Raw genomic sequence first — 23,248 nt, forward strand, 5'->3', positions numbered from 1 at the left:
CATCGTCTGGTCCATTTGCGATTGCCGCTCAGGCCGTGGCGAACTAACAGCATGTGCCGAACCACCGATGAACAGAAGAGCGCCAGGGGCTGTCATGACCGAAAAATGGGATTTCTGGATCGACCGCGGCGGCACATTCACCGATATCATCGGCCGAGATCCGGAAGGCGGGCTGCACCCGCGCAAGCTTCTCTCCGAAAATCCCGAAGCCTATAGCGATGCCGCCATCCAGGGCATTCGCGACCTTCTTGGCTTGTCGGCCGGCGACACGATCCCGAGCGGCCTGATCGGCGACATCAAGATGGGCACCACGGTCGCCACCAATGCGCTGCTGGAGCGCAAGGGCGACCGCGTGCTTTTGCTCATCACCAGGGGCTTTCGCGATGCGCTGAAGATCGCCTACCAGGCGCGCCCGGACATCTTCGCCAAGGAGATCATCCTTCCCGAACAGCTCTACGAGCGCGTCATCGAAATCAACGAGCGCGTGCGCGCCGATGGCTGCGTCGAACAATTGCTCGACATCGCCGCCTGCCGGGCGGCGATCGAACAGGCCAGGGCCGATGGCATTGATGCGGTCGCCATCGTCTTCATGCACGCCTGGAAATACCCCGACCACGAGAAGGCCGTGGCGAAAGTCTGCCGGAAGCTTGGTTTCAGCCAAGTCTCGGTCTCCCATGAGGTCTCGCCGCTGATCAAGCTGGTCGGCCGCGGCGACACCACGGTGGTCGACGCCTATCTGTCGCCGATCCTGTCGAGATATGTGCAAAGGGTTGCGGGAGAGTTGGGGATTGTTGGAAGCGCCAGCAGTGCCGCCGAGGGGCCGCACCAGCCTCATCTCATGTTCATGATGTCGTCGGGCGGCCTCACCGCCGCCGACATGTTCCAGGGCAAGGACGCATTGCTGTCAGGACCGGCCGGTGGCGTCGTCGGCATGGTCGAGACAGCCAGGCTCGCCGGCTTCGACAAGGTCATCGGCTTCGACATGGGCGGTACCTCCACCGACGTCGCCCACTATGACGGCGAATACGAACGCGCCTTCGACACCGAGGTCGCCGGCGTACGCATCCGCGCGCCGATGATGCGCATCCACACCGTTGCCGCCGGCGGCGGTTCGATCCTGCACTACGAGGCCGGCCGCTTCCGTGCCGGACCGGATTCGGCTGGCGCCAATCCCGGCCCGGCAGCCTACCGGCGCGGCGGCCCGCTCGCCGTCACCGACGCCAATGTGATGCTGGGCAAGCTGCAGCCCGATTTCTTTCCGGCGATTTTTGGGCCCGGCCAGGACCAGACGCTCGACGTCGACACAGTGCGCGAAAAATTCTCCGCACTCGCCGCCGAAATCGGCGATGGCCGGTCGCCCGAGACTGTCGCCGAAGGGTTCGTCACCATCGCCGTGGAGAACATGGCCAACGCCATCAAGAAGATCTCCGTGCAGCGCGGCTACGACGTCACCGAATATCTCCTGAACTGTTTTGGCGGCGCCGGCGGCCAGCACGCTTGCCTGGTCGCCGATGCGCTCGGCATGGAAGCGGTGCTGATCCATCCCTTCTCAGGTCTGCTGTCGGCCTATGGCATTGGCCTGTCCTCGGTCTTTGCCTCGCGACAGCAGGCGCTGCTCAAGCCGCTTGCCGAAGAGTCCAGAACGGAGATCGGCAACCTCATTGCCAGCTTGAGAGAAGCCGTCATCGCCGAGCTCGCGGCGCAAGGCATCGGCGAAGATACGGTCGCCACGAAGCCGGTGCTGCACATTCGCTATGACGGCACCGACACGACACTGCCTGTGAATTTCGAGACGGATTCGATTTTCCAGGCCAGGCGCGATTTTGAAATCGCCCACAAGGCGCAGTTCGGTTTCGTCTATGACGACAAGCCGATGATCGTCGAGACCGTCGGCGTCGAAGGCACCGACACCGGCGGCACCGGCCGCGACGAAAGTGAATCGCAAACCGAGGACCTTGCCGTAAGCCCTTCGCAAACCCGCGAAATCTTCACCGAGGGAGAGTGGCGTACTTCACCCATCTTCCGCCGCGAGGCGCTGAAGCCGGGAAACAGGGTTGCGGGACCTGCCTTGATTATCGAGTCGAACCAGACAATCGTCGTCGAGCCGGGCTGGCAGGCCGAAATCACCGCCAGGAACCACGGGCTCCTGCGCCGTGTCGAGAAAAAGCGCCGGCAGGCAGCGCTCGGCACCGAGGCCGATCCGGTCATGCTGGAGGTCTTCAACAACCTCTTCATGTCGATCGCCGAGCAGATGGGCGTCACGCTGCAGAACACCGCCTATTCGGTCAACATCAAGGAACGGCTGGATTTCTCCTGCGCCGTCTTCGACCGCCATGGCGCGCTGGTCGCCAATGCGCCGCACATGCCGGTGCATCTGGGTTCTATGGACCGTTCGGTCGAAACCATCATCCGGTTGAACTCCGGCGACATCCATCCCGGCGACGTCTTTGCCCTCAACGCACCCTACAATGGCGGCACGCATCTGCCCGACATCACTGTCGTGACGCCGGTGTTCGACGACGCCCAACACGAAATCCTCTTCTGGGCAGCCTCGCGCGGCCATCATGCCGATATCGGCGGCACGGCACCCGGCTCGATGACGCCGCTTGCCACCACGGTCGACGAGGAAGGTGTGCTGTTCGACAATTTCCGCATCGTCGATCGCGGAAAATTCCGCGAGAAGGAGTTGGAAACGCTGCTCACCGACCACCGCTATCCGGCGCGCAACCCGCACCAGAACATCGCCGACCTCAAGGCGCAGATCGCTGCCAACGAGAAGGGCGTCGCGGAACTGCGCAAGATGGTCACGCATTTCGGCCTCGATGTCGTCGAGGCCTATATGGGCCATGTCCAGGACAATGCGGCCGAAAGCGTCCGCCGCGTGCTGGAGCGGCTGCCGGATAGTTCTGAGTACGAATACCCGACCGACACCGGCCAGGTCATCAAGGTGAAGATCACGGTCGATCGAAATAAGCGCGAGGCGACCGTCGACTTCACCGGCACCTCGCCGGTCATGAAGAACAATTTCAACGCGCCGGAACCCGTCGCTCGCGCCGCCGTGCTCTATGTCTTCCGCGTCATGGTCGAGGACATGATCCCGATGAATGCCGGGTGCCTGCGGCCCATCAACATCATCATTCCCGACGGCTCGATGCTGAAACCCGCCTACCCCGCTGCCGTGGTTGCCGGCAACGTCGAGACCTCGCAGCACGTCACCAACGCGCTGTTCGGCGCCATGGGCGCCATGGCCAACGCGCAAGGCACGATGAACAACCTGACCTTCGGCAACAAGACATACCAATATTACGAGACGATCTGCTCCGGCTCGCCGGCCGGCCGGATGAACTCGGGCCGCGGCTTTGCCGGCACCTCCGGCGTCCACACCCACATGACCAATTCGCGCCTCACCGACCCGGAAGTGCTGGAGCTGCGCTTTCCCGTTCTGCTCGAAGATTTCCACATTCGGGAGAACTCAGGCGGCAAGGGCAGATGGAGCGCCGGCGACGGCACCAGGCGCACCATCCGCTTCCTCGAAAAGATGGAATGCGCGATCCTGTCCTCGCACCGCAACCGCCCGCCGCAAGGGCTGGATGGCGGTAGCGATGGCGAGGTCGGTTCGACCAAAATCCGCCGCAAGGACGGCACGATCGACGTGCTGAAGGCCTGCGACCAGACCATGCTTCAGGCGGGCGACGCCGTCGTCCTGACAACGCCGACGCCGGGGGGATTTGGCAAACCGTAAGAAGAGGCGTCAACAGGCTGTCACCGGCCTGTCATGACCCTGAGTTACCCGCTTGCGGCAAAGCAAATGGGAATCATCTTGCCATGACGGACGTTTCCGCAGATCTGGTTTTTCGCCGCGGCAAGGAAGTTGGAAAGGCCGTCTACCAGAACCGGCCGCTGTCGAAGGCCGGCATTTCGGAGCGGCTGTTCGCCTTCCTGTTTTCCGGCCTCGTCTATCCGCAGATCTGGGAAGACCCCGATGTCGACATGGAGGCGATGCAGCTTGGCCAAGGCCACCGCGTCGTCACCATCGCCTCCGGCGGCTGCAACATCCTGGCCTACCTCACCCGCTCGCCGGCCCGGGTCGATGCCGTCGACCTCAACACCGCGCACATCGCGCTGAACCGCATGAAGCTGGAGGCGGTGCGCCATTTGCCATCGCAGGGCGACCTGTTCCGCTTCTTCGGCGCCGCCGACACCATCCACAATTCGAAAGCGTATGACTGTTTCATCGCGCCGAATCTCGATCCTGTCAGCCGTCACTACTGGGAGCGCCGCAACTGGCGCGGCAGCAGGCGCATCGCCGTTTTCGACCGCAATTTCTACCAGACCGGCCTGCTTGGCCTGTTCATCGCCATGGGCCATCGCACGGCAAAGTTCTTCGGCGTCGACCCTGCCGGCATCATGCAGGCCAAGAACATCGGCGAGCAGCGCCGCTTCTTCAACGAAGAGTTGGCGCCAGTCTTCGACAAGAAGCTTTTGAGATGGGCGACGTCGCGCAAGGCTTCGCTGTTCGGCCTCGGTATCCCGCCGGCGCAGTACGATTCGCTGATCACTTCTGGCGACGGCACCATGGCCAGCGTGCTGAAAGCCCGGCTGGAAAAACTCGCTTGCGATTTTCCGCTGCAGAACAACTACTTCGCCTGGCAGGCCTTTGCCCGGCGCTATCCGAACCCAGGCGAGGCCGCCCTCCCCGCCTATCTCGAAAAACAGAATTACGGGACCATCCGCGGCAACATCGATCGCGTTGCCATCCACCATGCCAATCTGATCGAATTCCTCGCCGGCAAGGATGCCGGCTCCGTCGACCGCTTCATCCTGCTCGATGCGCAGGACTGGATGACTGACGATCAGCTCAACGCGCTGTGGGCGGAAATCACCCGTACGGCTTCGGCCGGCGCCCGCGTCATCTTCCGCACCGCCGCCGAGCCCAGCCTGTTACCGGGTCGCGTCTCTAGCTCGCTCCTCGACCAGTGGGACTATCAGGACGAGGCTTCGCGGGAATTTTCGGCCCGCGACCGCTCGGCCATCTATGGCGGCTTCCACCTCTATGTAAAGCGTGCGGCATGAGCACGACAGAGCTGCCGGCCAGCCCCGAATTCAAGGCCAGCCATGCTGACCTGATGGACGGCGTCTACCGCTGGCAGCGCCACATCTACGACCTGACCCGCAAATACTACCTTCTCGGCCGCGACCGACTGATCGACGGGCTCGACGTCCCGGCCGGCGGCACCGTGCTGGAACTTGGCTGCGGCACCGGCCGCAACGTGATCCTGGCCGCGCGTCGCTATCCCGACGCGCGTTACTTCGGCCTCGACATCTCAGCTGAAATGCTGGAGACGGCCGGCGCCGCGATTGCACGCGAAGGCCTGTCCGGCCGCGTCCTGTTGGCTAGGGGTGACGCCACCGACTTTGATGCGAAGGCACTCTTTGGTGCCGAACGCTTCGATCGTGTCTTCGTGTCCTACTCGCTGTCGATGATCCCCGGCTGGGAAGAGACCGTGGCGGCGGCCCTTGCCGCGCTCTCACCGAATGGTTCGCTGCACATCGTCGATTTCGGCCAGCAGGAAGGCCTGCCGGGCTGGTTCCGCGCGTTGCTGCGCGGCTGGCTCAAAAAATTCCACGTCGCGCCGCGTGAATCATTGCGCGAAGTTCTGGAATCGGAATCTCGCCGAACCGGCGCAAGCTTCCGTTTCCGAACGCTTTATCGCGGCTATGCCTGGCTGGCGGTGATCGGGCCGCGTCAATAGAAACTAGTGCAGCGCCTTCACCAGCGCCCCCACCATCGTCTGCGGCCGGTAGCCGAGCTTGGCAGGCGTCAGCCCCAGCCGCACCACCACCAACTGCTCCGAGGGGATGATGGCGACCGTCTGTCCGTCATGACCTTCCATCCAGCACGTGTCCTTGGGCAGGCCTGCCGCGACGCCGGCGCCGGGGTTTTCCTCATCGCCCGGGGCCTCGATCCACAACTGACCTTTGCCGTAGACCTTCGAGGCGGATGCCGGCTCGCGCATCCAGTCGACGAAACCGGTTGGCAGGATCTGGTTGTCGTTCCATACCCCACCCTGCAACAGGAACTGGCCGAAGCGCGCCCAGTCATGCGCGGTTGCGTAGAGATAGGACGAGCCGACGAAGGTCCCCTGCTCGTCGGTCTCGAGCACCGCGCTATGCATGCCAAGCGGATCGAACAGGGCGGTGCGAGGCCACGTCAGCGCCTTGGCCTTGTCGCCGATCGCATCTTGCCAGAGGCGCGACAGCATCACCGCCGTGCCGCTCGAATAGGAAAACACCTTGCCCACCTCTGCAGCCAGCGGCTTGGATTCGGCAAAGTCCGCCATGTCTGGCTCGAGATAGAGCATGCGCGTGACGTCGGCGACGTCGCCATAATCCTCGTTGAACTCCAGCCCGCTCGACATCGCCATCATATCGGCAAGGCTGATCGCGGCGCGGCCATCCGCCTTCCACGGCGCAAACAGGCTTTTGTCGTCGAAAGCCATCTTGCCGTCCTTGACCAACGTACCGACGATGGCGGCGTTCACCGTCTTGGTCATCGACCAGCCGAGCAGCGGCGTCCTGGCGGAAAAGCCGTCGCCATAGCGCTCGGCGACGATGCGGCCATTCTTGACCACCACCACCGCGCGCATGCCCGTGCCGGTCAGCGCCGCATCGTCCAGCAGCTTGGCAATCACCGGATCCTGTGAAGCCTCGACCCGCTCGCCCTCCGGCCACAAATCGCCTTTAATGGCCGCCGATGGCTCGGCCTGGATTGTCGTGCGCCGTGCCTTGCCGACATCGCCGTCCGGAACCGAAGCGCAGCCAAGCCCGTCGCGGGCGACGGCAACGCTCTTGCCCAGGAAACCAAACAGGCCGGCGGACACCGTTCCCCTGTTCTTGTCCACCGAAACCCGCATCAGCCGCAGCAGGGGATGCCCGGGTGCCTGCACGTCGACGGCGAGCACCTCATTGGGATCGCGGCCGGCAATGAAGACGTTCGAGCAGACGATCTTGGCCGAGTAGCCCGAGCCGACGCGGATCAATTCCGGCGGCGCGATATAAAGCCAGGCGAAAAGTGCTGCGATCGCCAGAACGATCAGGCCAAGCAGCCATTTGACGATCTTGACCACGATCCGCATTTATTTCCTCCGGGCTCTGCGCGACCCTTATGTCATCGATTTGCCGCCATTGCTTCCGCAAATCACAATGCTTGTCGAGCGCCATCAACGGATTATCAACCATGATCGGCGATCACAGGATATGCTGAGCGATGCTGTGGGGCGATCGCTCGGAGGGGCCCGATCACAAAACCGGCCATCAGTGTATAGACCCATCAGCGACCGGCTGAATCCGGCTCGGGAATTGCGATGCGCCGTCTTGCGGGCCTCATTATGCTAGCGCTGCTTGGCGGTTGCTCGACCGTGGACGATCTCTCGCCGCTGTCGCCGTCCACTTCGAGCAGCCCGACGGTTGCCGTGCGCGCGCCGCGCTTTGCCGATTCCAAGCCGCATGAATGGGAGAGCGGCGCGCCATGGAACTATGCCGTCCACGGCACCGATGTCTCCAAATACCAGACCTCGGTCGACTGGCCGGCGGCCAAGGCCAGCGGCATCTCCTTCGCCTTCATCAAGGCAACCGAGGGCGGCGATCGCTTCGATGAATACTTCAACGAGCATTGGGCGCGCACGAAGGCCAACGGAATTCCGCGTGCCGCCTATCATTTCTACTATTTCTGCACCCCGGCTGCCGTGCAGGCGCGCTGGTTCATCCGCAACGTCCCCGTCGACCGCTCGGCGATGCCACCAGTCCTCGACATGGAATGGAACCCGAAATCGCCGACCTGCAGGCTGCGTCCCGACGCTGCCACGGTACGCGCGGAGATGACCACCTTCCTTGAAATCGTCGAGCGGCACTACGGCAAGAAGCCGATCATCTACACTTCGGTCGACTTCTTCGACGACAACGAACTGTCGGGGTTCCGCGGCTATCCCTACTGGCTGCGTTCCGTCGCCGGCCATCCGCGTGAGAAATACGGCAGCCACCCCTTCACCTTCTGGCAGTACACCGGAACCGGCATCGTTCCCGGCATGACCGGCAAGTCCGACATCAACGTCTTCAACGGCAGCGAAGCCGCCTGGAACAAATGGCTGCGGCAGAACACCCGTTGACACCAGGCCTGCCGCCTGCTTTTCGACACAGCCAGCGGTAAAGTCTGCAACCGCCGGTATTCCAGAGCCCTGCGCCCCGATGGACGCGTAAGGACGCCCTGGAACTCTGAATGTCGAAAGGAAGCTGATGCGACTGCGTTCTCAAGCCCTCGCGGCGCTGTTCTTGTGCGCCACGGCCTTGCCGGCGATGGCGCAGGAATGCGGCGGCGACTTCGAAGCCTGGAAACAGGGCGTGGCTGCCGAGGCCAAGGCCGCTGGTGTCGGCCCCGCTGGCCTTGACGCGCTGGAGGCCGCGACCATCGACGACAAGGTGCTGGCGCGCGACCGCGCCCAGGGCGTTTTCACCCAGACCTTCGTCGAATTCTCCAACCGCATGATCTCGGCCTATCGCCTGAAGCAAGGCGCGGCAAACCTGAAGAAATACGCCGACGTCTTCGCCCGCGCCGACCAGCAGTTCGGCGTCCAGGCGCCGATCATCGCCGCCTTCTGGGCGCTGGAGACCGATTTCGGCGCCGTGCAGGGCGACTTCCACACGCTGAGCGCCTTGGTGACGCTGTCGCATGATTGCCGCCGGCCGCAGCTCTTCCGGCAACAGCTGGTACCACTTCTGGAGTTGATCGATCGCGGCGTGCTGCCGGCCGATGTCAGGGGCGCCTGGGCCGGCGAGATCGGCCAGACGCAGATCCTGCCCTCCGACTATCTGGCACGCGGCGTCGACGGCGACGGCGACGGCAAGATCGACCTGCGCGGCAGCGTGCCCGATGTGATCATGACCACCGCCAACAAGGTGCTGTCGCGCGGCTGGAAACGCGACCAGCCCTGGATCCAGGAAGTCCGCGTGCCCGAAGACATGCCGTGGGACCAGACCGGTCGCACCAACAAGCTGCCGCTGTCACAGTGGGCGCAATGGGGCGTTACCTACCCCAGCGGCGCGCCGCTGGTCGACAACGGCCTGAAAGCAGGCCTGGCGCTGCCCATGGGCCGCAGGGGACCAGCCTTTCTCACCTACGACAATTTCGACGTCTATCTCGAATGGAACCAGTCCTTCACCTATGCGCTGACGGCAGCCAACCTTGCCGCACGACTGGCAGGCGCGCCGCCGCTGGACCCGCGCAATCCCGAGACCGGTCTCAACAACGAGCAGATGAAGGCGCTGCAGACCAAGCTGGAAGCCAGGGGATACGATGTCGGCACTGTCGACGGCATTTTGGGTACCAACACCCGCGAGGCGATCCGCAAGGAGCAGATGCGCCTTGGCCTGCCGGTCGATGGCTGGCCGACGCCGGAGCTTTTGGCTAAGCTTTAGCGAATAGCGAATAGCGAATAGCGAATAGCGAATAGCGAATAGACGGTAATCCTTCCTTGCTGTTGTCTCAGCAAATCTTCCCTATTGGCTATTTCCTATTCGCTAATCCGCCATCGTCTCCAAACTGGCAAACCCCTGTGGCGCGTCGCCCTCGTCGAACGGCGTCGTCACCTCGACGAAGGTGTCGGGGTAAAACCCGTTGAAGCGGGTCCGCAGCGACAGCGAATAGGCGCCGATATGGCCGATCTCGATCCAGTCGCCGGTATCGACCGTTTCCGGCAGCCAGAATGGCCGCGACAGGATGTCGACGGAATCGCAGGTCGCGCCGCAGACCTTGAACGGCACGATGTTCTTCTCCTCGCCATTGCGCGAGCGGATCGCCGGATCGGGAATGAAGCGCGCCGGCAGCGTGATCTTGCCGGTCCATGAATCCGACAGCGACGCCCAGATGCCGTCGTTGATATAGAGCCGCTTGCCCTTGCGCAGCAGCACTCGCACGATCAGCGACAGGCAGCGCGCCACGATCACCCTGCCCGGCTCCGCCACCAGCGGCATCTGGTCGAACTGATACTCCTTCAGGTCGCCCGACAGCCGCGACATGATCTGGCCGAGCGACGGCATCTCGATCTGCTTGCGATTGGGGTCGTGGCCGTATTCGGCGGGGAAACCGCCGCCGACGTCGAGCCCGGCAATATCGAAGGTCAGCCGGTTGCGCACCCAATCGGCGGAAGCCAGCGCCCGCTCGTAGGTGTCGGGATCCTCGATCTGGCTGCCGACGTGGAAGCACAGGCCAACCTTGTAGCCGGTGCGGTTCAGCCGCTCGGCCAGTTCGACGGCATAGGCCGGCCCGGCGCCGAACTTCTTCGACAGCTCGTAAGCGGCATGCCCTTTGGTCTGCACCCGCACGAACACGCTGATCGAGCCCGGATCGATGTCGAGAGCCCGCACCACTCGTGTCAACTTGGTGATCTCGTCCTCATGATCCAGCGAAATAACGCGGATGGCGTATTTCTCCAGCGCCAGCTTGATGTCCGACTGCGCCTTGACCGGATGCATGTAGAGCATCTCGGCATCGGGAGAGACGGCGCGCACGGCGGCGAACTCGCCCGGCGAAGCGACGTCGAAAGCCTTGACGCCGGCTTCGACCAGGGTCTTCAGCACGATCTGCTCGCCATTGGTCTTGACCGCATAGGCGGTCTTGCCGGGGAACATGCCCATGAATTGCCTGGCATCCGCCATCAGCACTTGCGGGCGGAAGCAATAGACCGGATCGTCCGGACGCAGCGCCAGTGCCGCCTCGCGGGCATTTTCGAATCGCTGCATCGACGAATCCTTAACCTAGCCTGCGCTCAGTTAATCCAAGCTAGCGGCTAGCGCATGACCCCGAAAGTCGATTTCGACTTTCGGAAAGGATCATGCGCCAAATATGAGTCTTTGCAGCGTCCTTTGCGCGTCTCTAGAGACGCGCGGCGCTGCAATGAAAACAATTCTGTGTCTCGTGCGGCTGACGCAGCGGCGCTAGGTCTTTGCCGGCAACGTTTGCCAGCGATCAGGTTTCGGGTGGCCCTTGTCACCGAGTCCGATATGGCTTCTGCCTGATTGACTGGCATTCAGGCCGTCTGGGAGGGCGACTCACATGGCAATAGCCGCGACATCAGCACCGCGCGGCCCGATGGTACTCAAGGATTGGGGGCAACTCCTGCTGCTCGGCGCGATCTGGGGCGGCTCGTTCTTCTTTGCCCGCATCGCGGTGGCGGAACTTCCCCCGCTGGTGCTGGTGCTGTTTCGCGTCGCCATCGCCGCGATTGCGCTGCAGATCTATCTCGGCCTGCGCGGTCCGTCCTTCCGCCTCGCGCTTCCGCAGGCAGGCCTGTTCTTCCTGCTGGCGCTCACCAACAATGTCGTGCCCTTCTCGCTGATCTTCGCCGGCCAGACGGAGCTTGGCGCCGGCGTCGCCTCGGTGCTCAACGCGACGACGCCGTTCTGGACGCTGATCCTCGCCAATGCGCTGACATCGGACGAAAAGCTCTCCTGGAACAAGCTCGCCGGCATTGCGCTCGGCATCGCCGGTACGGCCGTCATGATCGGCCCCGGCCTGCTTGCCGGGCTCGGCGGCCCGGTCTGGGCCAAATTCGCGCTGATCGGCGCTTCGCTGTCCTATGGTATTGCGCTGATGGTCGCCCGCCGCTTCAGAGGCGTGCCCTCACCGGTCGTCGCCACCGGACAATTGACGGCATCGACCATCATCATGATCCCGATCGTGCTCTTCACCTACGGTCCGTCCGGCCTGTTCTCTGCCTCGCCGCCGGTCTGGGCGGCGGTGCTGGCGCTGGCGCTTCTGTCCACGGCCTTCGCCTACATCCTCTATTTCAACCTCGTCGCCTCGGCCGGCGCGACTAACGCCTCGCTGGTCACGCTTGTAGTGCCGGCCAGCGCCATGCTGCTCGGCTTCCTGTTCCTTGGCGAGCGGCTGGAACTGTTCGAAATCGGCGGCGTGGTGCTGATCGCGCTCGGCCTCGTCACCATCGACGGGCGGCTGTTCGGCCGACGTTAGAGCACCGCGCGTCCACTGGACGCGCAAAGGATGGTCTAACCACCTAGTTGCCCCCCGCTGCGAAAGTCGATTCGACTTTCGCAGCGGTAGCGCTGCCATGACACGGCAGCGACACGAGTCGGCCACATTTTATTCACAGGTCTGAAGCGGGTTTTTGCCCAGGAATTTCAAAGCCTAACGGCAAAAGACATGTCGCGGATTTCACAATCACGTCGCAATGCAGCACATTTTCCGCTTGCCTGTGGCACAAATGAACCTAGACTCCATGACATAGCTCTTTAAGAGGAGGCTATGTCATGGGACTTACGAGGCCTATCAACGCATTGATGATCTGTGCTGCATTCGCCTTTATCGGAGCCCTTATTATGGGCTTCCTTCCCTGACCGCCAAGCGGGGAAGACAGCACCCAAATAGTCCAACCAATTCAAAAGGCCGGGTTTTCCCGGCCTTTTGTTGTTCAATCCACTCTCAGGCCGCGGCTGATCCGGCGGCCGCCGCCTCGTGCGAGCGGATGCCGATCATATGACAGATGGCAAAGACCAGATCGGCGCGGTTCATGGTGTAGAAGTGGAAATCGCCGACACCGCGCTCGACCAGGTCCATCACCTGTTCGGCCGCCACCGCCGACGCCACCAGCGCATGCGTCTGCGGGTCCTGGTCGAGGCCTTCGAAGCGCTCCGCCAGCCAGCCGGGCACGTGCGCGCCCGCCCTCGCCGAAAAGTTCGCGACCTGCCTGAAACTGTGAACCGGCTGGATACCCGGCACGATGGGGATGTAGATGCCGGCGCGGCGGACGCGCTCGACATAGCGCTCGTAGAGATCGTTGTCGAAGAAGAACTGGGTGATGGCGCGCGTCGCGCCATTGTCGACCTTGCGTTTCAGCATCTCGATGTCGGTGGCGAAATCGGGGCTTTGCGGATGCTTTTCCGGATAAGCCGCGACGGAGATGTCGAAATCCGCGATTGCCTTGAGCCCGGCGACCAGTTCGGCACCATTCTCGTAGCCACCGGGATGCGGCCGATAGGGCTCGCCGACGCCGGAGGCCGGGTCGCCGCGCAGCGCCACGAACCGGTTGATGCCGATCGACTTGTAATCCTGGATGACCGCGTCGACCTCGTCGCGCGTTGCACCGACACAGGTCAGATGCGCCGCTGCAGGAATACCGGTTTCCGTCAGGATGCGCTTTACAGTGCGTGCGGTGCGCTCCCGTGTCGAGCCGCCGGCGCCGTAGGTCACCGAGACGAATTTCGGCTTCAACGGCTCCAGCCTTGTCACCGTCTCCCACAGCCTCGCTTCCATCTCGTCGGTCTTCGGCGGGAAGAATTCGAAGGAAACCCTGACCTTGTCGCCGATATCGGGGCGGCGGGAAAAGCGGAACTGGTTCATGCGATTTCCCCTATCGAGTTCGCTTTGGCCTGCCTTGTGTCGTTGGATGGATCGGCGATCAGCAGGCGCCGGTCGCGGCCAAGCCAGAGTTTTACGGTGAGCCTCGCCTCATTGCCGCCGCGCGGCTCGAACTCCTGCGCATCCTCGAGATCGAGGCCGGCTTCCGCAAACCAGTCGGCGATCTGCCGGTCCGAAAAGCCGAGCCGCACATGCGCGTGCTCCTCGCGCAGGAATTCCAGCGCATGCGGCGCGAAATCGACGATGACCAGGCGTCCCGCCGGACGCAAAAGCCGCGCCGCCTCGTGGATGGCGCGGGCGGGATCGTCGAGATAGTGCAGCACCTGATGAATGGTGACGAGATCGAAGGCATCGCGCTCCACCGGCGGCGCGAAGATGTCGCCCTGCCGCACCTGCGCGTTCGAAACCCCAGCCTTGTCGAGATTGGCGCGCGCCACGGTCAGCATCTCGCGAGACATGTCGATGCCGACACCGCGCCGATAGAGCGGCGAGAAGATTTCGAGCAGACGCCCGGTGCCGGTGCCGAGATCGAGCATCGACTGGAACGGCCGCTTGCCGACCAGTTTCAGCATCGCGGCTTCGACGGCGCGGTCCGGCACATGCAGCGAGCGGATATGGTCCCAGCTTGCCGCATTCACGGAAAAATACTCGACCGCCCGGTCCTGCCGCTTGCGCTTGACCGAGGCCAGACGCTCAAGATCGCGCTCGACCTGCGGATCGGCGCCGCGAATGCCGGAAACCAGCCCCATGACGAAGTCACGCGCGGAATCCGCATCCGACAGACGGAAGAAGGCCCAGGACCCTTCCTGGTAGCGGCCGATCAGCCCTGCCTCCAGAAGCAGCTTCAGGTGCCGCGAAACGCGCGGCTGCGACTGGCCGAGAATTTCGGTAAGATCGGAAACGGTGAGGTCACCGCGCGACAGAAGTGCCAGTATGCGCAATCGGCTGGATTCGGCCGCCGCCTTTAACGTATCCACCATAGTGTCGAGCGAGACATGCATCAGCGTATTCTCTTTGAAAAGATATAAACATATGTTTATGTGGGTTTTCGAGACGTTGCAAGCGCTATGTCGCTTCCGGACAAGAAAACGCCGCTTGTGTGGCGGTTTAAGAGACGTGGGCCATGACTGAAACGCGTGAGATGTTCGAAGAGCGCGAAGGCGAGCAGAGGCTTGAAAACGATCCGGCCTTGATGCCGCCTGATGGCGGCATCGTCTTCATCGGCCGCATTGCCTCGCCGTGGACGACACGGGAAACCTGCCCGAAGAACATGCGCGCCGCGCGCGAGACCGGGCAGAAGGCGGTGCTGACCATCGACGCGCCCTACCGAAATGGCCTGCGGGGGCTGGGGCGCACCAGCCACGTCATCATCCTCTCCTGGCTGCATCATGCGCCGCGGGACCTGATTGTGCAGAAACCGCGCCATGCGGCTGAAGCGAAAGGCGTATTTTCGCTGCGCTCCCCTGCCCGCCCCAACCCGATCGGGCTGCATGTGGCCAGGCTCGTCGGGCTCGACCAGAACACCGGCCGCATCGATCTCGACGCCATCGACGTGCTCGACGGCACGCCGGTCATCGACATCAAGCCTTATTTCGCCTCGACCGACGCTATTGCCGAGGCGACCATCGAAGGGCGCGGCGAGCCCGATCGGATCGGGCAATGACGGCGCCGACCGGCCGCCGCCGCGCCATCGCCAAGGCACTGACGGCACTGCTGCCGCTGGCGCCCTATGCCGACATGGAGAAGATCCGCACCGACGCCGGCGCGGTTCACATGAAGACGTTGCCGCCGGGCATCGCCGTATGGCTGGCGACGATTGCCCATATCCGCCACATGCACACCGATTACGAAAAACTGCTGGCCGAAGGTTACGACCGCGACTCGGCGCGTTTCTTCGTCATCGAGCCGACCAACATCGTGCTCACCCGCTGGCGCGCAACCCGCCTGCTCGACGCGGACGACGAGGAGGAATGACCACGGCTACTTCCGCTTTAGCACTGCGACCGCATTGTAGGGCTGGCCATCGGCCTGGCCGACCCAGGTCCAGGACAGATTTCCCTTGAATAACCTGACGGTGATGTTGCCGCCGTCGATGCACTTGTCCTGACCGTAAGTGATGCTCTCGTGGTATTCCGCCGAAATGTCGTCCCTGGAGGTCTGTGACAGCGATCCGCCGCAGCCGAGTGACGGATAGTCGATCGACGCGCTGCCATCGTGGATGGTCATGGCGATCGCCCAGTCGGCGCCGGCATCGCCAGCCGGACTCTGGTGGCCATTGCCGAGCCAAGTGCCGCTCAGCGACGGCACGCTCACCGCACAAGGCAGGTTCTGGAAGATCGGTGTCAGTTCGCTGCCGGTTTTCTCGCAGCGATAGGTCTGCCCGCCCTGGCACAATTCCTCGCCTTCGCGCGCGCACTCGGCGCTGGCTTCGCTCGCAGCAGCGAACATCGTCATGGCTGCTATGACGGCCCCAAGCCTGCCCATCTTCCCCCCTCCCGTTCAGAGCGCGCAATCTAAGGCAATTCCGATCCAATGTATCGGCGAGATCGTCATCGAGGCCGAACAGCACCGGGCGGGTGGCTCTATGCCTTCTGCCCTGCGCCGATAGCCTGCTGATCTCGCCTTGCGCGACAGGAGGCCTCGATGAGCCACACGGCGACGATACAGGACGGGAAGCAACTGCCCATGGTCGACGACCGTCATGTCGACCCGCACTCCTATCCCGAGGGGGTCGCTTTCCTCGATGGCCAATACCTGCCGATGTCGCAGGCCAAGATCTCGGTGCTGGACTGGGGTTTTCTGCATTCCGACGCAACCTACGACACCGTGCATGTCTGGAATGGCCGCTTCTTCCGCCTCGATGTGCATCTCGACCGCTTCTTCGACGGGCTGGAAAAGCTGCGCATGACGATCCCTTTCGACCGCAAAGGCGTAAACCAAATCCTGCACAATTGCGTGGCGCTGTCGGGTCATCGCGCCGCCTATGTCGAAATGCTGTGCACGCGCGGCGCCTCGCCTACCTTCAGCCGCGACCCGCGCCAGGCGGTCAACCGCTTCATGGCATTCGCCGTGCCGTTCGGCTCTGTCGCCAATGCCGAGCAGTTGCAGCGCGGCCTGCGCGTCGCCATCAGCGACAAGGTACGCATTCCGCCGGCCTCGATCGACCCGACGATCAAGAACTACCACTGGCTCGATCTGGTGCGCGGCCTCTACGATGCTTATGACCGCGGCGCCGAGACAGCGCTCATTCTCGACTTCAACGGCAATGTCGCCGAAGGCCCGGGCTTCAACGTCTTCTGCGTCAGGGATGGCAAACTATCGACGCCTTCCATCGGTGTGCTGCCCGGCATCACCCGCCGCACTGTCTTTGACCTGTGCGCCGAAGAAGGTCTTGCCGCCACCGCCACCGATGTCAGTGTCGCGGCATTGCGCGAGGCAGACGAGGTTTTCATCACCTCGACCGCAGGCGGCATCATGCCGGTGACGGAGATCGACGGCGCGGCGATCGCCAACGGCAAGGTGGGACCGACCACCAGCCGGCTGATGGCGCGCTACTGGCAAAAGCACGATGACCCGGCCTGGTCGTCTCAGGTGAATTATCCCTGATAATTCAGGCGTCTTTTTCAAAAGATTCCCGTCGCCTCTGGAAAATCAGAGGACCGACCGTATATGCCCGGAAGCGGAGAAGCCTCCGCTTTCACCCAAAATCACGCCCGCAGGGGCAAGGACTCCAAGATCATGACAAACAAGGTTTGGTTCATCACCGGATCGTCGAAGGGCTTTGGCCGCGTCTGGGCCGAGGCCGCACTCGCGCGCGGCGACAGCGTCGCGGCGACCGCCCGCGATGCCGGCACGCTCGCCGATCTCGTCGAGAAATACGGCGACAGGATTGCCGCGATAAAGCTCGACGTCACCGACAAGAAAGCCGTCGATGCCGCTGTCGCCGAGGCGCACAAGCGCTTTGGCCAGCTCGACGTCGTTATCAACAATGCAGGCTACGGCCATTTCGGCGCCATCGAGGAGGTCAGCGAACAGGAAGCCCGCGATCAGATCGAAACCAATGTGTTCGGGGCCCTATGGGTCACCCAGGCCGCGCTGCCGATCATGCGGGCGCAGCGTTCCGGCCACATCATCCAGATCTCGTCGATCGGCGGCGTCAATGCCTTTGCCTCGCTCGGCCTCTACCACGCCTCGAAATGGGCGCTGGAGGCCTTCAGCCAGTCGCTCAGCATCGAGGTCGCGGAATTCGGCATCCATGTGACGCTGGTCGAACCCGGCGGCTTCTCCACCGACTGGGCCGGCGCGTCTGCAAAGGTGTCCGAACCGATCGAGGCCTATGCGCCCGCTCGTGCCAAGATGGCCGAGCGCCGCGCCAATTCGGTCGCCGGCGATCCTGAGGCCACCGGGCCGGCCATGCTGGCCATTGTCGACGCGGCCGAGCCGCCGCTCCGGGTGTTCTTCGGCGACGGCGGCCTGCCGATGATCAAGCAGGAATACGCCAACCGCATTGCCACCTGGGAGAAGTGGGACGACATCTCCATCATGGCGCAAGGCGCCAGGAAGAACCGCAAGGGCTGAGGCCCAGCGCTTTTTGCTACGCCGCTCCATGGGCGGCGTAGCCCTCAGGCTTGATAGATCCACTGCTCCGGCACGCGCACCGAGATCTCCTCGCCGGCCTTGACCGTTCCCGGTTTCTCGACCCAGGCGACAACGCCGCGCAGCCGTTTTGCCACCTTCGGGAATAACAGCGCGCCAGCTTCGATATCAGCCATTTCGGCGTTTTCGGCGATCGACCGGCCAGCGATGCGGCACGGGCCGTTCTGCGCGTCGACCTTGATGGTCACCCCGCTCTTGAAGAACAGCAGCGTACCGGCCGGCAGCATGGAGAGGTTCGGCACCCTTTCGATCACAAGATTGGCGCCGATCCATTCCGGCTTGATCTCGGTGAGGCCCATCCGTTCGGCGACAACCGCCAGCTCGTCCGCCGCCACTATGGACAATTGCCGTTCGTTGCGCATTTCGGTGCCGCGCGGATACCAGGGCTCGCGCCCGCCGGAACGCCGCGTCGGACCGGCATGGAAATCGCCCGAAATGCCGTCGAAACCCAGCCGCAATTCATCCACAGGGCGCGTCTGAAAATGATCCGCTGGCGCCACGTAAAGCGCTGCCGCCTTGGCGGCAAGCTTTTGCGCGGGGATGATTTCAACCGGCCTTTCAGCCTCGGGGAAGAGACCCAGCATGGCGTTCTTTCTAATCGTCATTCGACGAGTTAGCCGGGCGGGCTTCGCGGCGTCCAGTCGAAAGTGCTGATCGTCCGATCAACAGCACCGATGGGATGGCGATCACGCGTTTCTTACCTGTCATCGATCTCGCACCGCATTGCCGCCGCGCGGTGCCGGTTTCATAGTGACGTCCAGACGGTTTGTGGAGGCTGATCATGCGGCCTGTGACGGCAATCACGTTGCTTTGGTTGATCTGGGCAGGAACCTGGGCCGTCGCCGCCCTGTGGTCCGACCCTGCCCAGAAGCGCGCCGGATTGAGGGCCGAGGCCCGCTATCGGGGGCTCTGGCTGGCCGGCGCGGTGCTGTTGTTCATTCCGGCGCACGGCTATGAAGGCCGGCTCAGCCTGTGGATGCCTGATCTCGCCGAAGCCTGGATCTGTGTCGCCCTGATCGCCATCGGCATCGCCTTTGCCTGGTGGGCGCGCCTGCATCTCGGCAGGCTGTGGTCGGGCACCATCACCGCCAAGGCCGGGCACCGTGTCGTCAACACCGGCCCGTACGGCCTTGTCCGGCATCCGATCTACACCGGATTGCTGCTGGCGATCCTCGCCACCATGGCGGCCAAGGGTACCGTCTGGAGCATAGCTGGAACCGCGCTGCTCATCATCGGCATCGTGACCAAGGCAAGACTGGAAGAAAGCTTCCTGCGCGGCGAGCTGGGCAGCGCCTATGACAACTATGCCAGGCGCGTGCCGATGCTGGTGCCGTTCGCACCAGCTTGACGCGGCAAGCTCAGAGCATCCGTAGTAGCGCGCCGCCTATCGAATACCCCGCGCCAAAGGCGCAGATCAGGCCGAAATCGCCGGGCTTCATGTCGGCATGGTTTTCCGACAGCGCGACGATGGCGCCAGCGCCCGCCGTGTTGCCCAGCCGCTCCAGCACCATCGGCGCGCGGTCGTGGTCGACCTCATGGCCGAACGACAGTTTCAGGATCATCGCGTTCATGCGCGCATTGGCCTGATGCAGCCAGAAGCGCCTGATCGCCTGTGGCGTCAGCCCGTGTTCGGCGAGGAATTCGACGATGAATTTTTGTCCGGCGACGGTGACTTCCTTGAATACCTTGTTGCCGACCTGCTTGATCAGATTGCCTTCGAGATTGATCATGTAGGGATCATCCTGGGCGGTGCGGGTGTGGTAGCCCAGATTGGTGCGGATGTTGTTCGACATCTGCGTCCAGACGCGCGTGTCGAGCACCTCGAAGCGGCCCGGCCGCTTGTCGCCCTTGGCCAGGCCTTCCACCACCATCGACACCGAAGCGTCGCCGAAGATGAAATGCGTCTGCCGATCGCGGAAATTGAGGTGGCCGGTGATGATCTCCGGCGTCGTCACCAGAATGCGCTTGTGCGCACCCGACCGCACCAGGTTGACGGCGATGTGCAAGGCGGCCGCCGACGAAGAACAGCCAAGCCCCATGTCGAAGCCGGCACCCTTTGTCCCCAGCGTCTCCTGCATTTCGATGGCGATCGCCGGATAGGGCCGCTGGTGATGCGAGGCCGAGCAGATCACCAGGTCGATATCGGACGGTTTTAGCCCGGCATGGTCGAGGGCCTTCTTCGCCGAGGCGATGCCGAACTCGGCCTCCAGCGACAGCGCATCGTCCGGCCGTGCCGGAATGCGCGGCGACATCCGGGTCGGGTCGAGAATGCCTTCCCGCTCGATCACATGGCGGGTGCGCACGCCCGAGGCATGGACGATGAAGTCGCTGTCCGATTTCGCCAGCGGCGGCTCGCCGGTGCCCAGGCGGCGCGCATTCTCCGTGTCAACCCAGGCATTGAAGCTGGCGACCAGCTCTTCGTTGGTGATCTTGGCTTCAGGGATTTCAACGCCGATGCCGCTGATGATGACGCGATGCATATATCCAGTCCGTCCCATCCGCAGGCGTTGCGGGCTTCATGTGGACGCCGGAACGCTCCGGCGCAACAGTTTTCTCACCGCGGCGGTTTACGCCGGCTTAAGCCTGATTTCACCAGGCAAGGCGCATGGCGGCAAAACCGGGTCAAGCGGCGCAATGGGCGCTTTGCAACGTGGATGATCAGGCCCGCTTGGCGACAACGAAAATGCGCGGAAAGCGCAAGAGCACCTTGCCATCAGCCGTCTTCGGATAGGCCTTGGCGATCTTGGCCGTGTAACATTCGAGGAACATCGTCCGCTCGTCTGCGTCCAGCGGATCGAGGAACGGTTTCAGTCCAGTCGACTTCACCCACTCGACGATCGCCTGCGCGTCGGCAAGCGGGTGGTTGTAGATGGTGTGCCAGATATCCAGCCGATCGCTGAGCGGCGACAGCAGGTCATAATAGAACGACACCGGCGGCAACGGGCCGCGTGCCGCGCCCTTGAGCTTTTCGGCAAACGGCATTTCGGCGGCGGTTTCGCGCATCAGGCGGTGCGAATCCTCGCCCATATTGTCGGGCATCTGGATGGCCAGCGCGCCGCCTGGCGCGAGAAAACCCATCAGCCGCTGGAACACCGCGGGATGCTCGGGCAGCCACTGGAACACCGCGTTGGCAAAAATCACGTCGACCGGCTCCGCCGGCTGCCATTTGGAAGCATCGGCCAGGTCAAAGGTGACCTCGGGCAGGCGCGCCCTCGCCTTCTCGATCATGTCGGGTGAGGTGTCGAAGCCGCTCACCTGCGCATCCGGCCAGCGCCCGACAAGCAGCTCGGTCGAATTGCCCGGCCCGCAGCCGATGTCCACGACCCGGCGCGGGAAGTCGAGGGGGACCTGCGCCACCAGATCCCGCGCCGGTCGCGTGCGCTCGTCCACGAATTTCAGATATTGGGCGGCGGACCAATCAGCCATGTGAACTCCTCATGTCTTCTTGAGAATTCGCCGCCCGGAAAACCCCTTACCGCGTCAGCCTCTTGTAGGTCATGCGGTGCGGGTTAACGGCATCGGGGCCGAGGCGGCGGATCTTGTCCTGCTCGTAATCCTCGAAATTGCCCTCGAACCATTCGACATGGCTGTCGCCCTCGAAGGCGAGGATGTGCGTCGCCAGGCGATCGAGGAACATGCGATCGTGCGAGATGATGACGGCGCAGCCGCCGAAGTTTTCCAGCGCGTCTTCGAGTGCGGCAAGCGTTTCCGTATCGAGATCGTTGGTCGGTTCGTCGAGCAGCAGCACATTGCCGCCGGTCTTCAGCATCTTGGCCAGATGCACGCGGTTGCGCTGGCCGCCGGAGAGGTTGCCGACCTTCTGCTGCTGGTCGCCGCCACGGAAGTTGAACGAGGCGCAATAGGCACGCGTGTTGGCTTCGAACTTGCCGAGCTTGACCACTTCGGCGCCGCCAGAAATTTCTTCCCACACCGTCTTTGACGGATCGAGCGCATCGCGGCTCTGGTCGACATAGCCGAGCTTCACCGTTTCGCCGACGCGGACAGAACCCGCATCCGGCTTTTCCTGGCCGGTGATCATGCGAAACAGCGTCGTCTTGCCGGCGCCGTTCGGGCCGATGACGCCGACGATGCCGCCGGGCGGCAGCTTGAATTCCAGCCCGTCGATCAAAAGCGTGTCGCCAAAGCCCTTAGACAGGCCTTCCGCCTCGATCACCACATTGCCGAGCCGCTCGCCATGCGGAATGACGATCTGCGTATCGCTCGGACGCCGCTTGTCGGCTGCATCCAAAAGGTCCTGGAACGCCTGGATACGCGCCTTGGATTTGGTCTGGCGGGCCTTGGGGCTCGACTGGATCCATTCGCGCTCGCGGCCGATGGCGCGCTGGCGGGCATCGTCCTCGCGGCCTTCCTGCTTGAGCCGCTTGGCCTTGGCTTCGAGATATTTGGTGTAGTTGCCCTCATAGGGAATGCCGCGGCCGCGGTCGAGTTCGAGAATCCAGCCGGTGACATTGTCGAGGAAGTAGCGATCGTGGGTGATGATCATCACGGCGCCCGGATAGGCACGCAGATGCTTTTCCAGCCATGCCGTGGTTTCGGCGTCGAGATGGTTGGTCGGTTCGTCGAGCAGCAGAAGGTCGGGCTGGCGCAGCAGAAGCTGGCAAAGTGCGACGCGGCGGCGCTCGCCGCCCGAAAGCTTGGTGACTTCCGAATCCTTGGGCGGGCAGCCCAGCGCTTCCATCGCCATCTCGACCTGCTGTTCGAGATCCCACAGGTTGAGCCGGTCCATCTCGTCCTGGAGCTTGGCCGACTCGTCGGCCGTCTCGTCGGAGTAGTTCATCATCAATTCGTTGTAGCGTTCGATGACGGCGGTCTTGGCAGCGACGCCTTCCATGATGTTTTCGAACACGGTTTTGTCCGGATCGAGCGCCGGCTCCTGCGCCAGGTAGCCGACAGTGGCGCCTTCGGCCAGCCACGCCTCGCCGTTCCACTCCTTGTCGAGCCCGGCCATGATCTTGAGGATCGTCGACTTGCCCGAACCGTTGGGGCCGAGGATGCCGATCTTGGCGTCGGGATAGAAGGAGAGATGGACATTCTCGAGCACCTTCTTGGTGCCATAGGCCCTGTTGAGGCCGGCCATGTGATAGATGAACTGGCGTGCCACGCGCGCTTTCCCTGAAAAAACTGACTGGCCCAGAAAACTGA

Annotated in this window: 20 protein-coding genes; 11 read left to right on the forward strand and 9 right to left on the reverse strand. The window is 63.1% G+C overall.

Features of this window, described 5'->3' with window-relative positions:
* Nucleotides 1-94: 94 nt before the first annotated feature.
* The 3 genes from LB558_RS13225 (at nt 95) to LB558_RS13235 (ending at nt 5,753) form a co-directional block, all read left to right on the forward strand.
* Nucleotides 95-3,742 (forward strand): hydantoinase B/oxoprolinase family protein, encoded by a 3,648-nt coding sequence (locus LB558_RS13225; RefSeq protein WP_224697944.1) that lies wholly within the window; start codon nt 95-97, stop codon nt 3,740-3,742.
* Between the two features lie 83 nt (nt 3,743-3,825).
* Nucleotides 3,826-5,073, forward strand: coding sequence for a DUF3419 family protein (locus tag LB558_RS13230; protein ID WP_224697945.1), 1,248 nt, complete (start codon nt 3,826-3,828; stop codon nt 5,071-5,073).
* Nucleotides 5,070-5,753, forward strand: coding sequence for a class I SAM-dependent methyltransferase (locus tag LB558_RS13235; protein ID WP_224697946.1), 684 nt, complete (start codon nt 5,070-5,072; stop codon nt 5,751-5,753). The genes LB558_RS13230 and LB558_RS13235 overlap by 4 nt, the downstream gene beginning before the upstream one ends.
* Before the next feature lie 3 nt (nt 5,754-5,756).
* Here the strand turns inward: LB558_RS13235 and LB558_RS13240 are convergent, their stop codons facing one another.
* Nucleotides 5,757-7,136 carry a serine hydrolase domain-containing protein gene (locus LB558_RS13240; protein ID WP_224697947.1) on the reverse strand — a complete coding sequence of 460 codons (1,380 nt, stop codon included), beginning with the start codon at nt 7,134-7,136 and terminating at the stop codon, nt 5,757-5,759.
* Between the two features lie 228 nt (nt 7,137-7,364).
* On the opposite strand from LB558_RS13240, the gene LB558_RS13245 reads away from it, so the two are divergent.
* Nucleotides 7,365-8,165 carry a GH25 family lysozyme gene (locus tag LB558_RS13245; protein WP_224697948.1) on the forward strand — a complete coding sequence of 267 codons (801 nt, stop codon included), beginning with the start codon at nt 7,365-7,367 and terminating at the stop codon, nt 8,163-8,165.
* Between the two features lie 127 nt (nt 8,166-8,292).
* On the forward strand, nt 8,293-9,471 hold the full coding sequence (locus tag LB558_RS13250; RefSeq protein WP_224697949.1) for a lytic murein transglycosylase: 1,179 nt from the start codon (nt 8,293-8,295) through the stop codon (nt 9,469-9,471).
* Nucleotides 9,472-9,573: 102 nt separating this feature from the next.
* Here LB558_RS13250 and LB558_RS13255 read toward each other — a convergent pair whose 3' ends face one another.
* Complete coding sequence (locus tag LB558_RS13255) at nt 9,574-10,794, reverse strand: alanine racemase (RefSeq protein ID WP_013530936.1); 1,221 nt, start codon at nt 10,792-10,794, stop codon at nt 9,574-9,576.
* A 313-nt stretch (nt 10,795-11,107) separates the two neighbouring features.
* On the opposite strand from LB558_RS13255, the gene LB558_RS13260 reads away from it, so the two are divergent.
* Nucleotides 11,108-12,025 carry a DMT family transporter gene (locus LB558_RS13260; RefSeq protein ID WP_224697950.1) on the forward strand — a complete coding sequence of 306 codons (918 nt, stop codon included), beginning with the start codon at nt 11,108-11,110 and terminating at the stop codon, nt 12,023-12,025.
* Nucleotides 12,026-12,493: 468 nt separating this feature from the next.
* Here the strand turns inward: LB558_RS13260 and metF are convergent, their stop codons facing one another.
* Nucleotides 12,494-13,411 (reverse strand): methylenetetrahydrofolate reductase [NAD(P)H], encoded by a 918-nt coding sequence (gene metF, locus LB558_RS13265; protein WP_127260326.1) that lies wholly within the window; start codon nt 13,409-13,411, stop codon nt 12,494-12,496.
* Complete coding sequence (locus LB558_RS13270; protein WP_224697951.1) at nt 13,408-14,430, reverse strand: ArsR/SmtB family transcription factor; 1,023 nt, start codon at nt 14,428-14,430, stop codon at nt 13,408-13,410. Before LB558_RS13270 ends, metF begins: the two co-directional genes overlap by 4 nt.
* Nucleotides 14,431-14,552: 122 nt before the next feature.
* On the opposite strand from LB558_RS13270, the gene tsaA reads away from it, so the two are divergent.
* Nucleotides 14,553-15,092 (forward strand): tRNA (N6-threonylcarbamoyladenosine(37)-N6)-methyltransferase TrmO, encoded by a 540-nt coding sequence (gene tsaA / locus LB558_RS13275; protein ID WP_224697952.1) that lies wholly within the window; start codon nt 14,553-14,555, stop codon nt 15,090-15,092.
* On the forward strand, nt 15,089-15,403 hold the full coding sequence (locus LB558_RS13280) for a DUF2293 domain-containing protein (RefSeq protein ID WP_224697953.1): 315 nt from the start codon (nt 15,089-15,091) through the stop codon (nt 15,401-15,403). Before tsaA ends, LB558_RS13280 begins: the two co-directional genes overlap by 4 nt.
* A 6-nt stretch (nt 15,404-15,409) precedes the next feature.
* Here the strand turns inward: LB558_RS13280 and LB558_RS13285 are convergent, their stop codons facing one another.
* Nucleotides 15,410-15,913, reverse strand: coding sequence for a hypothetical protein (locus LB558_RS13285; RefSeq protein WP_224697954.1), 504 nt, complete (start codon nt 15,911-15,913; stop codon nt 15,410-15,412).
* Between the two features lie 159 nt (nt 15,914-16,072).
* Here LB558_RS13285 and LB558_RS13290 point away from each other — a divergent pair, with 159 nt between their 5' ends.
* Nucleotides 16,073-17,035, forward strand: coding sequence for a D-amino acid aminotransferase (locus LB558_RS13290; protein WP_224697955.1), 963 nt, complete (start codon nt 16,073-16,075; stop codon nt 17,033-17,035).
* A gap of 132 nt (nt 17,036-17,167) precedes the next feature.
* Nucleotides 17,168-18,007, forward strand: a complete 840-nt coding sequence (locus LB558_RS13295) for an SDR family oxidoreductase (RefSeq protein ID WP_224697956.1) — start codon at nt 17,168-17,170, stop codon at nt 18,005-18,007.
* A 44-nt stretch (nt 18,008-18,051) separates the two neighbouring features.
* Here the strand turns inward: LB558_RS13295 and LB558_RS13300 are convergent, their stop codons facing one another.
* The gene (locus LB558_RS13300) at nt 18,052-18,669 is read right to left on the reverse strand and encodes an MOSC domain-containing protein (protein ID WP_224697957.1); all 618 of its coding nucleotides are present in this window, start codon (nt 18,667-18,669) and stop codon (nt 18,052-18,054) included.
* Between the two features lie 197 nt (nt 18,670-18,866).
* On the opposite strand from LB558_RS13300, the gene LB558_RS13305 reads away from it, so the two are divergent.
* Nucleotides 18,867-19,433, forward strand: coding sequence for a methyltransferase family protein (locus LB558_RS13305; protein ID WP_224697958.1), 567 nt, complete (start codon nt 18,867-18,869; stop codon nt 19,431-19,433).
* Between the two features lie 10 nt (nt 19,434-19,443).
* Here LB558_RS13305 and LB558_RS13310 read toward each other — a convergent pair whose 3' ends face one another.
* The 3 genes from LB558_RS13310 to ettA form a co-directional block, all read right to left on the reverse strand.
* The gene (locus LB558_RS13310) at nt 19,444-20,565 is read right to left on the reverse strand and encodes a beta-ketoacyl-ACP synthase III (RefSeq protein ID WP_224697959.1); all 1,122 of its coding nucleotides are present in this window, start codon (nt 20,563-20,565) and stop codon (nt 19,444-19,446) included.
* Between the two features lie 178 nt (nt 20,566-20,743).
* A complete protein-coding gene (tam, locus tag LB558_RS13315; protein ID WP_224697960.1) occupies nt 20,744-21,511 on the reverse strand; it encodes a trans-aconitate 2-methyltransferase in 768 nt (255 codons plus the stop codon).
* 46 nt (nt 21,512-21,557) lie between these two features.
* Nucleotides 21,558-23,207: an energy-dependent translational throttle protein EttA gene (ettA, locus tag LB558_RS13320; protein ID WP_224697961.1), complete on the reverse strand. Its 1,650-nt coding sequence runs from the start codon at nt 23,205-23,207 to the stop codon at nt 21,558-21,560.
* Between the last annotated feature and the right edge of the window lie 41 nt (nt 23,208-23,248).

Source organism: Mesorhizobium sp. CO1-1-8, from assembly GCF_020164875.1.
Lineage (GTDB): Bacteria > Pseudomonadota > Alphaproteobacteria > Rhizobiales > Rhizobiaceae > Mesorhizobium.

Bases quoted from the DNA above. Each gene is read 5' to 3' on its own strand.
- LB558_RS13225 (WP_224697944.1), top strand. From the start codon at position 95: ATGACCGAAAAATGGGATTTCTGGATCGACCGCGGCGGCACATTCACC.
- LB558_RS13230 (WP_224697945.1), top strand. From the start codon at position 3,826: ATGACGGACGTTTCCGCAGATCTGGTTTTTCGCCGCGGCAAGGAAGTT.
- LB558_RS13235 (WP_224697946.1), top strand. From the start codon at position 5,070: ATGAGCACGACAGAGCTGCCGGCCAGCCCCGAATTCAAGGCCAGCCAT.
- LB558_RS13240 (WP_224697947.1), bottom strand. From the start codon at position 7,136: ATGCGGATCGTGGTCAAGATCGTCAAATGGCTGCTTGGCCTGATCGTT.
- LB558_RS13245 (WP_224697948.1), top strand. From the start codon at position 7,365: ATGCGCCGTCTTGCGGGCCTCATTATGCTAGCGCTGCTTGGCGGTTGC.
- LB558_RS13250 (WP_224697949.1), top strand. From the start codon at position 8,293: ATGCGACTGCGTTCTCAAGCCCTCGCGGCGCTGTTCTTGTGCGCCACG.
- LB558_RS13255 (WP_013530936.1), bottom strand. From the start codon at position 10,794: ATGCAGCGATTCGAAAATGCCCGCGAGGCGGCACTGGCGCTGCGTCCG.
- LB558_RS13260 (WP_224697950.1), top strand. From the start codon at position 11,108: ATGGCAATAGCCGCGACATCAGCACCGCGCGGCCCGATGGTACTCAAG.
- metF (WP_127260326.1), bottom strand. From the start codon at position 13,411: ATGAACCAGTTCCGCTTTTCCCGCCGCCCCGATATCGGCGACAAGGTC.
- LB558_RS13270 (WP_224697951.1), bottom strand. From the start codon at position 14,430: ATGCATGTCTCGCTCGACACTATGGTGGATACGTTAAAGGCGGCGGCC.
- tsaA (WP_224697952.1), top strand. From the start codon at position 14,553: ATGACTGAAACGCGTGAGATGTTCGAAGAGCGCGAAGGCGAGCAGAGG.
- LB558_RS13280 (WP_224697953.1), top strand. From the start codon at position 15,089: ATGACGGCGCCGACCGGCCGCCGCCGCGCCATCGCCAAGGCACTGACG.
- LB558_RS13285 (WP_224697954.1), bottom strand. From the start codon at position 15,913: ATGGGCAGGCTTGGGGCCGTCATAGCAGCCATGACGATGTTCGCTGCT.
- LB558_RS13290 (WP_224697955.1), top strand. From the start codon at position 16,073: ATGAGCCACACGGCGACGATACAGGACGGGAAGCAACTGCCCATGGTC.
- LB558_RS13295 (WP_224697956.1), top strand. From the start codon at position 17,168: ATGACAAACAAGGTTTGGTTCATCACCGGATCGTCGAAGGGCTTTGGC.
- LB558_RS13300 (WP_224697957.1), bottom strand. From the start codon at position 18,669: ATGCTGGGTCTCTTCCCCGAGGCTGAAAGGCCGGTTGAAATCATCCCC.
- LB558_RS13305 (WP_224697958.1), top strand. From the start codon at position 18,867: ATGCGGCCTGTGACGGCAATCACGTTGCTTTGGTTGATCTGGGCAGGA.
- LB558_RS13310 (WP_224697959.1), bottom strand. From the start codon at position 20,565: ATGCATCGCGTCATCATCAGCGGCATCGGCGTTGAAATCCCTGAAGCC.
- tam (WP_224697960.1), bottom strand. From the start codon at position 21,511: ATGGCTGATTGGTCCGCCGCCCAATATCTGAAATTCGTGGACGAGCGC.